The sequence below is a fragment of the Massilia sp. CMS3.1 genome (assembly GCF_051262535.1).
Taxonomy (GTDB): Bacteria; Pseudomonadota; Gammaproteobacteria; order Burkholderiales; family Burkholderiaceae_D; genus Telluria.
The window spans coordinates 291,421-299,880 of the sequence record NZ_JBIMES010000007.1; the positions used below are offsets into that span (position 1 = coordinate 291,421).

An 8,460-nucleotide genomic window follows, 5' to 3' on the forward strand; every position below is an offset into this window, starting at 1 on the left:
GCTGCCTGCCCCGCTGCGCCAGGAATGCGACAGACTGCGCGGGAACGCCACCAGACTGCGCAGGGAGCTGTTTGAAGGGCCGAGCTCGCGATGTGCCGATCCGCGCCGGTCCGGTGCACGTCTCGCCCACTTCCACTACAATCTTGCCCTTTTTGTTGCGGCAACGCGTGTTAAGGAAGTTATTATGAATGCGGCTCTGTTTGTCCTGGCCTTTTGCGTCGGTATTTTCATTTCGGTCCAGGCGGCCGTCAACAGCCAGCTCGCCGGTGCGCTGCACGCCAATTCGGTGGTGGCGGCGCTGATCTCGTTTTCCGTTGGCACGGTCGTGCTCGGCATTGCGGCCTTTGCCCGTGGCGGCGTGGCCGAGTCGCTGGCGCTGTTGCCCCAGCAGCCGCTGTGGAAACTGACCGGCGGCATGCTGGGCGCAGCCTTCGTCTTCGGCACGGTGTTCCTGGCGCCGCGCATTGGCCTGTTGAACCTGGTGGTGCTGGTGATTGCCGGCCAGCTGATCATGTCGATGGCGATCGATCATTTCGGCCTGGTGCAGATGGCGGCGCGGGTGGTCTCGCCGATCCGCATGGCCGGCGCGCTGGTGGTGGTGGCCGGTGTCGCGCTGACCCTTTTCGGCGACCGGATTGTGGCGGCATTGGGACGTTAAAACAGGCTCAAAAGAATTTCTCTTTAGCAGCTGCAATTTCTAGTTGGCATGGTTCTATAATGGTCGGCATTGTCTGAACGACACCTCAATTAGCCAGAGAACCACGCCCAGATGGAATTTCACCAGTCCTCGCAAATCCCCACGCTGTCGTATGTCGAAAACGAAGACCATCCGGTCTTCGGGACCCTGGTCGAGCAGATTCTGCACCTGCTGAATTCCCGCCTGGTGTTTTCCGACATCATCATCCACCAGAACAGCCCGCTGATGCTGCGCCAGCCGAAGGGCCTGGTGGCGGTCACGGACTCGCCGATCACGCGCGAGGAACTGGAAGAATTCTTCGAAGTCATCGAGCCGAACTGGGCCGAGCGCATCGTCGACCGCGCTTTTGACCGCTCGATCGACCTGCACACGGCGCGCATCCGCGCCAACTGTTTTACTTTCCAGGCCAGGAAGCGCCTGGGCTGCGTGATCCGGCGCTTCCCGAAAGAGCCGCTGCCGCTCGCCGAACTCGGCCTGGACCTCGATGCCCAGGAATTCGCGCGCCTCACCAGCGGCCTGGTGCTCATTATTGGCGACACCTGCCAGGGCAAGTCGACCACGATCGCCTCGATGCTGGACGAAATCAACAAGCGCCGCTCGGGCCACATCATTACCATCGAAGACCCGGTCGAGACCCTGATCCCTCAGCGCAAATGCATCATCACCCAGCGCGAAGTGGGCATCGACGGCGACGTCGAAAGCTATTATTTGGGCGCCCTGGATGCCTTGCGCGAACGGCCGGACGTGATCGTGATCGGAGAAATTCGCGACGCCCAGACGGCCCAGGAAGCATTGGCCCTGGCCGAATCCGGTCCGCTGGTGCTGGCGACCCTGCATGCGCGCTCGACCGAGATGGGACTGCAAAAGATGCTGCGCCTGCTCGGCAACTCGGACGCCCAGGCGCAAGCGCTGGCGCATGCCTTGCGTGGCGTGCTGTGCCAGGCGCTGCTGCCCTCGATCGAGGGCAACCGCTATTACCTGGCCACCGAATGCCTCACGCCCGGCCCGGCGGTGGTGCGCCTGATCGAGGAGGGCGAACTGGGCGCGCTGCGCGAACACATGAACAGCGGGCGCGATCCCGGCTGCCACACGATGAACGCCTCGCTCGAGCGCCTGCTCTCTGGCCACAAGATCGGCATCGAGGACGCGCGCGCGGCGACGACCGACCGCGTCGGGTTCGCCGACCTGGTCTAGCCTTTAGCGCTTCTCTTTGCTAATCAGTTGCACAAGCTTGAACGCTTCGTGCTGGATCATCGGTTCGGCATCCGCGAGTTCCTTGCTGGCCAGGACATAGGCCGCGCGCTTGCGTTCTTTCCTTTCTTCCGCCGGAACTGCCGTCCTCATGCCCGGCATCATGACCTGCGCGCCGCTGTTGTACTTCTTGTCGATGAGCTGCTTGCCGTAGGGGGTGTGATAGAAGCGGGTCATCTCGATCGCGGTATCGGCGGAAATGACGCGTGCCAGCGGTGGCGCCAGACGCCGATGAATCTCCGCAGGCGGCGTTTTGTCGAGCTTGGCGAACACCGCCTGCCGCTGCCCGGCGCTCTGGTAACCACTGCGGGCGGCGACACCGCGCACACCATGTTCAAGCTGCATGACGCTCAGCAGATCCTGCACGGCTTTGACGTGTGCGGGATTGGGTAGCGCGGCCTGTGCTGCGGGCGCCGTGACAGCGGCAAATGCGGGTCCTGCAAACACCAGCGATAGGCCCAGTACGGCTTGGACTGCAAACTTCATACGTTTCCCTTTTTATCCGGTTGCACAGCTTCGTTAAACGAAAAGTGTACCGTATCTGTTGCCAATAAGGAAATTTATGTAGGGCAGTTTTAATGAAGTGTTATTGCTGCGCGCTGTCAGTACTGTGAAGGCGAATGGCCGACTCCATCGCGGCGATCACACACTCGTAAACACTGCGCAATGACTCAACTTCATGCTTGTTCATGAATCCCATCAAAAACTGCTTCTGGATCGTGCATGTTATCTTGCCAGGCTTGCCCACCAGGCAGTTATACCGCTTGACGAGTCGAGCCCGTTTGTCGACTTCATCTTTGTTCGGCGATGCGGCCAACATCGGAAGCGTTTGGTGGAGCTTGTGAGGCGTAGTCATAATTGGCTGAGGCAGCGCAGGATGGGTAGGTATTTACAGCTCAGAACAAAAGAGTTGTAGGTCGTTCGCGCAGGCTGAAATTCCCCGGATGACGCAAAGTTGCCTCAGAATAACTCGTGCGCTCACCTGTGCGTGCGCCGAGCGACCAAGAATTACTGCTTCGTAGTGAGACAGATAACAAAGCGTGGTCGGGCTGCAACAGACTGCCGGCGGAATGACGTTCAACCTGTCAAAGGAATAATCCTCAGGTGCGCTTGAGAGCGTCTGACAAAACCTCTCGACCTATCTCCAGCAGATGAGAGAGCAGGCCAGCGTGAAGTAGGCCTGGTGGATGTCGGCTCGACGCTCGTGGCGGATGCGCAGCCTGGGACATCGACGGAGCCACCGCAGGGTGCGCTCAACGACCCATCGCATCGGCCGAGCCTCTCACGTGACTCACGCCGTAGCGCGCGATCCGTGCTGCGATCCCTTTCTGGCGCAACCAGGTTCGATGTGCCCGCGAAGCATAGGCTCGATCGGCGTGCAGCTTTCCCGGACGTTTGCGAGCCTGATCCGACAATCCTTTGACGGCTGGAATTGCCTCAACTAATGGAATGAGCAGACGCGAATCGTGCACTTGCCCCCGAGATGCGGGCGAATAAAGGCAACCCACGTTGGTCAACCAACACGTGATGCTTGCAGCCGAGCTTGCCATGGTCAGTTGGATTCCCGCCGGTATGCTCGCCGCCGGATGGCGACGGCACGCTCGTAGCGTCAATGCTCGCCCGCTCCCACATGATTTGGTCGTATTCGCGGAGCCGCCGTATGATTGCCTCGTGGAGGTTCTGCCAGACGCCGGCCTGCATCCATACATGTAGCCGACGTCAACAGATCATGCCGCTACCGCACCCAAGCTCACGCGGCAGATATTCCCGAGGTATTCCAGCCCTCAGCACAAACAGACTCTCGAGCAGGGTCGCTCGGTCATTGATGCGTGGCCGTCCGCCTTTTGAAGAGGGGACATGTATGGGAAGCTGAGCTGTTATAAGGGACCACGGCTCGTCAGGCAGGAGTGCTTTTACCATGGCATCAGTCCAGCTAAAGAACGGACTTGCCATCCTAACGCGGAGCCTTGCGAACGACCGCTAGCGACCCAGGCTGTGTAAAAACGCAAATCGCGCAGCCAACTTGCGATGCCTGACTCTCGAGAACGCTCGCTATGGCGTTTTCTCGACGTTGGGAATAGTAAAGCGACCCCTGAAAACGTCGCGATTTCGCGTTTTTACACAGCCTGGGCCGATTGCGGACCTAGTGTAGCGTTTGCTTACGACCCAAAGTCCCCCAAGGACGTGCCGTCAGGTTCAACGCGCAGACCAGATCAACTGGACTTTACCTTTCGCTGCAAACCCTTTCAGTCTCACGACACTCACACCTTCAACGGCGGCCTTTAGAGCAACTGTCCCTTGTATCCGGTCGCCGTTCCACCGTACGGCAGTCAAACCTTGGCAACCTCCCACAAATACTTCATTGTCTTCGTCGTTTCGATCGAACGTATCGTCGGCAGGTAAAACGTAGACCTGTTTGATGCACGATGATCCTGGGAAACCTGCAAGTTCTTCGGTTATGACGATACGATAGCGATGATCGGGTGAAATCAACTCTACGAGACTATCCGGGGAGTGATTGCGCGCGATGTCAAGGGCAGCCGCTCCCGCCGAGAATAATACAGTCCCGCCACCGATTAGAGTCAGCAAGAACAGCACGGCTTTCTTCAACGTATGGAGGTTGTACATCGAGTCTTTCTTGACCAGCGGATCGGTAACGTCGGAACTGCCTATTTTACTAAGCGAATGCACGCATAAGTTCACGCTTTTCATGAACCAAGGTCTGCTTTTGGCCCAGGCTGTGTAAAAACGCGAAATCCCGACGTTTTCAGGGGTCGCTTTACCATTCCCGACCTCGAGAAAACGCCATAGCGAGCGTTCTCGAGGGTCAGGCCTCGCAATTTGGCTGCGCGGTTTGCGTTTTTACACAGCCTGGGCCAAATGCGGACCTTCGGTAGCGTCCGCTACCAACCCAGGCTGTGTAAAAACGTAGGGCCGTGTAAACGAATCCAGTCCGGTAAACGTTAAGCCAGTATCTCATCGATACAGGTGCCAAATGAAGCGCTTTATCGAGGGCGAGGACCGCGGACAGGGCACGCTACTGCCTGAGCTTCTGGATGATTACGTTGCCAAAGATAACCCGGTTCGTGTAGTCGATGTATTTGTCGAAGAGCTAGACCTTGCCCGCTTGGGCTTCGAGCGAGTGCAACCGGCGAAAACGGGCCGGCTGGCTTACCATCCGGCAGTGCTGCTCAGTTAGCCCTGGCCCGTACAATTTGGCTGGCAGTTCTTAATTTTGAGTTTTTACACGGGCTGGACCGATAGCGGACATATTGTAGCGTCCCCTTACGACCCAAAGTCGACGAGCCACGCGCCTAATTTCAACCTTTGACGCATTCGCATGAATCGCTATCGACCGTTACCGATTGCTAGTCGAAGAAGAGATATGCAACCATGCCAGCTGATGGGACGACGAGAATGACGCCCTCCTTAGAACGCCGGAAAAACGAGCCTGGTTTACTCAATGCACCATTGATCTTGTCCTGAGCTTCCTTTCCCAGCCATGTGCAGCTGAGGGTAATCGCCCAATAGTTTTCGCTGGGCGACTCGTTATCACTATAAATGTATGGAGTTTCCTTCCAGCTTCTTGATATCCCTGGCCCGGTGTCGAACGCGTACTTGGGGACTGTTTCCGCAAGAGCGCCTCCTCCTAGCATGCTGAGCCGTGCCTTTGATCGCGGAGCCAGATCGAAGATCGCCGCTCCGCAACTACCTCGAATTCCACTATCAACGTAGACAAGGTCCGCGACCTCAACTTCAGCTGGTAGCTGCTGCCGATAGAAATCGTCTAGAGAATTCGTCCATTTAAAGTAAAGCCACACAGGAGCTATCAGAGGAGCTATCAGGCATGCGGCACCCAGGCACTTACCGATCGAAAGATTCAAATGCACTTTCCATTCATAGTCAATGTCCAGTCGCCAGGTCCGCTCCTGGCCGGGAGCAATCTACCAGTGAAGGACCGCAACCGACCCAGAGCGGACGTGGCAATCTATCTCAGAATTCAGTAGTTTCCGAATATTTTCGCTTGCCCGTCTCTTGCCCTTCTCTTAGCGTCCCCTTCCGCCACATTGTAGAGGGCGTGGTCAGCAAGCAATCAATCAAACACGAACATGTTCAATTAGTAATTATATATATAAGCGCTTATGTAATAAATGCTATACTTCTTTCATGAAAAAAAGACTTGGCACGCAGTTACGGCATCTAATTGAAGTGCTTGACGGAGCAGTCGAGCAGGCTTACGTGGAAGCGGGGCTGGATTATCGGCCGCGCTATACGCCGGTGATGCGTGTTCTCGCCGAGCAGGAGAGTGCGACGATTGGAGAGTTGGCAGCGCTGGGCGGCCTCACGCAGCCCGCCGCCACCCAGACTGTGGCCTTAATGGTGAGGAAGGGCCTGTTGACGATCGCCGCAAGCGGTGAAGACGGCAGGCAGCGCATGGTCGGTCTCAGCGCCGGCGGCAAAGCCTTGCTGCCGCGCCTGCGGGTGTGCTGGCAGGCGACCAAGGCCGCAGCCGACAGCCTTGACGCAGACCTGGCGTTTCCGCTGTCCACCTGCCTTGACCAAGCGATCGCCGCGCTCGAGAAACGCCCCTTCGGCGCGCGCATACGCGACGCAAACTTGCCGGGCCAGCGTGACGACGGGCCGGCAGACGAACTTTTCACACAGCTATCAAACGATCAGTAGTCCAACTTGGAGGCAGGTATGTCAAGCAAAAAGAAGTGCGCTTCAGTCGTCGTAGTGAGTACCTTATTGTCGCTGTCTGCGTTCGCAGCGGAGGACGGCCGCTTGGTCGCGTCTTCCTCGCCTGCCGGCGATCGCGAGGCCATGGCCCGCATCGAGGCTGGCCTGCGTCCGCTGGTCGCGCTGGCCGATGCGCCGGTCAAGACGGAAAAGCTGCAGGACGCGATGGCGCGCCTGAAGGTGCCGGGCTTGAGCGTCGCCGTGATTCGAGGTGGCAAAGTAGCGTGGACGCAAGGCTATGGCGTCGCCTGGGTTGGTGGACCGGCTGTCACGCCGGAAACCCTGTTCCAGGCTGCCTCGGTCAGCAAGCCAGTTGCCGCCATGGCGGCACTGCGCATGGTGGAGCAAGGCAAGCTCGATCTCGATGCGCCTGTCGACACCGCCCTCACCGGATGGAAGCTGCCCGCCGGTGCAGGCAGGCCGAGCGTGCGTCAATTGCTGTCGCACACCGGCGGCATGAGCGTTTCCGGCTTTCCCGGCTATGCCGCCGGGAAGCCGGTACCTTCGCTGGTCCAGCTACTCGATGGCAAAGGCCCCACCAACACCCCGCCGATCCGGGTCGATGCCGCGCCGGGTTCGGCCTGGCGCTATTCGGGCGGCGGCTATGTAGTGCTCCAGCAAGCGATGACCGACCGGGCCGGCCAGCCCTTTGATGCGCTGATGCGCGACCTGGTGCTGGCCCCCCTCGGCATGACGGCCAGTACCTTTGCGCAACCGCTGCCTGCCGCCTTGGCGGCCAAGGCGGCGCTCCCGCACGACCGGCAAGGCAATGCCTTCCCCGGCGGTGCCATTACCTATCCCGAGCAGGCTGCCGCCGGTTTGTGGTCGACCCCGCTTGACCTGGCAAAGTTCGCGATCGCCATCCAGCAAGGGGCAGCGGGACGCGACACCGGCGTGTTGTCGCCGACGATGACGCGCACCATGCTGACGCCGCTGTTGAACGACTATGCGCTGGGCTTGCAACTACAGGACAAGGGCAAGGCATTCGGCCATGGCGGCAGCAATATGGGCTTCAAGTCCGCGCTGGTCGCATTCGTTGAGAATGGTGACGGCGCAGTGATTCTGACAAATGGCGATAATGGCGGCGAGCTGGCTTTCGGGCTGCTACGCGCCATCGCCCACGAATACAAGTGGGCCGGAAACCAGACCGTGGTACGTACAACGGTGACCCTCACGCCCGAGGCCCGCAAGGAACTGGTCGGCCAGTATAAAATCTCGGGCCTGGGCGACTTCCATGTCGCCGAACGCGATGGCCAGTTAATGATCGCACTGCGTCCTGGCCAGTGGGAACCGCTGTATGCGCAGTCCGACAAGCTGCTGTTTGTCCTGTCGCGCAACCTGGAAATACATCCCATCGATGCCGACAGCGGCCACACAGTGATGGGATCGTCCTCGAAGAGCTACACCCGCGTATCTGGTCTGTGGTGACACGCGCGCGCCGATGCTGCGGGGGGCGCGACTCAGAGGGGATGGCGGTTCAATGCCGCCTTGGCCGCATTCACTTCCCGATCAGCACCGGCTCGCCAAAGCCCGGTTCCTTTATCTTTGGCAGCTGTGTTTTGGCGTCGCCGACTACCGGCCAGACCATTTTCGACGGATCCAGGTATTTCACTACCTTATGTCCGCTTTTGGCCGGTAGCAGTCTACCAGCGAAGGACCGCAACCGACCCGAAGCAGACCTTCAACATACATCGACCGCTCCCTACAGTGGATGGGGCGTTTGCGCCTCATATGAGGCATATGGTCCGACGAAAATGAACTCGGTCCTTAAC

General features: G+C 58.9%; 7 protein-coding genes and 2 pseudogenes. 5 read left to right on the forward strand and 4 right to left on the reverse strand.

All coding sequences use genetic code 11. The annotated features are described in order from the left end of the window. Positions 1 to 184: 184 nt before the first annotated feature. Positions 185 to 658, forward strand: a complete 474-nt coding sequence (locus ACHAC9_RS13955; RefSeq protein ID WP_435760603.1) for a DMT family transporter — start codon at positions 185 to 187, stop codon at positions 656 to 658. A 111-nt stretch (positions 659 to 769) separates the two neighbouring features. Further along, entirely contained in the window at positions 770 to 1,891 is a 1,122-nt protein-coding gene (locus tag ACHAC9_RS13960; RefSeq protein WP_435760604.1) for a type IV pilus twitching motility protein PilT, read from the forward strand. A gap of 3 nt (positions 1,892 to 1,894) precedes the next feature. Here the strand turns inward: ACHAC9_RS13960 and ACHAC9_RS13965 are convergent, their stop codons facing one another. From ACHAC9_RS13965 to ACHAC9_RS13980, 4 genes and pseudogenes are all read right to left on the reverse strand, one after another. Continuing rightward, entirely contained in the window at positions 1,895 to 2,434 is a 540-nt protein-coding gene (locus ACHAC9_RS13965) for a hypothetical protein (protein ID WP_435760605.1), read from the reverse strand. 100 nt (positions 2,435 to 2,534) lie between these two features. Beyond that, positions 2,535 to 2,804 (reverse strand): hypothetical protein, encoded by a 270-nt coding sequence (locus ACHAC9_RS13970; RefSeq protein ID WP_435760606.1) that lies wholly within the window; start codon positions 2,802 to 2,804, stop codon positions 2,535 to 2,537. A gap of 282 nt (positions 2,805 to 3,086) precedes the next feature. Further along, positions 3,087 to 3,868: pseudogene (locus ACHAC9_RS13975) on the reverse strand (IS5 family transposase). A gap of 276 nt (positions 3,869 to 4,144) precedes the next feature. After that, entirely contained in the window at positions 4,145 to 4,660 is a 516-nt protein-coding gene (locus tag ACHAC9_RS13980) for a hypothetical protein (RefSeq protein ID WP_435760607.1), read from the reverse strand. A gap of 283 nt (positions 4,661 to 4,943) precedes the next feature. Between ACHAC9_RS13980 and ACHAC9_RS13985 the strand changes: the two are divergent. The 3 genes and pseudogenes from ACHAC9_RS13985 to ACHAC9_RS13995 form a co-directional block, all read left to right on the forward strand. Beyond that, positions 4,944 to 5,141 (forward strand): annotated as a pseudogene (locus tag ACHAC9_RS13985) (IS5/IS1182 family transposase); the annotation flags it as partial. A gap of 974 nt (positions 5,142 to 6,115) precedes the next feature. Beyond that, on the forward strand, positions 6,116 to 6,631 hold the full coding sequence (locus ACHAC9_RS13990) for a MarR family winged helix-turn-helix transcriptional regulator (RefSeq protein WP_435760608.1): 516 nt from the start codon (positions 6,116 to 6,118) through the stop codon (positions 6,629 to 6,631). Between the two features lie 102 nt (positions 6,632 to 6,733). Beyond that, positions 6,734 to 8,116, forward strand: a complete 1,383-nt coding sequence (locus tag ACHAC9_RS13995) for a serine hydrolase domain-containing protein (RefSeq protein WP_435760609.1) — start codon at positions 6,734 to 6,736, stop codon at positions 8,114 to 8,116. The last annotated feature ends 344 nt before the right edge of the window (positions 8,117 to 8,460 follow it).

Bases quoted from the DNA above. Each gene is read 5' to 3' on its own strand.
- ACHAC9_RS13970 (WP_435760606.1), bottom strand. From the start codon at position 2,804: ATGACTACGCCTCACAAGCTCCACCAAACGCTTCCGATGTTGGCCGCA.
- ACHAC9_RS13965 (WP_435760605.1), bottom strand. From the start codon at position 2,434: ATGAAGTTTGCAGTCCAAGCCGTACTGGGCCTATCGCTGGTGTTTGCA.
- ACHAC9_RS13960 (WP_435760604.1), top strand. From the start codon at position 770: ATGGAATTTCACCAGTCCTCGCAAATCCCCACGCTGTCGTATGTCGAA.
- ACHAC9_RS13980 (WP_435760607.1), bottom strand. From the start codon at position 4,660: ATGAAAAGCGTGAACTTATGCGTGCATTCGCTTAGTAAAATAGGCAGT.
- ACHAC9_RS13990 (WP_435760608.1), top strand. From the start codon at position 6,116: ATGAAAAAAAGACTTGGCACGCAGTTACGGCATCTAATTGAAGTGCTT.
- ACHAC9_RS13955 (WP_435760603.1), top strand. From the start codon at position 185: ATGAATGCGGCTCTGTTTGTCCTGGCCTTTTGCGTCGGTATTTTCATT.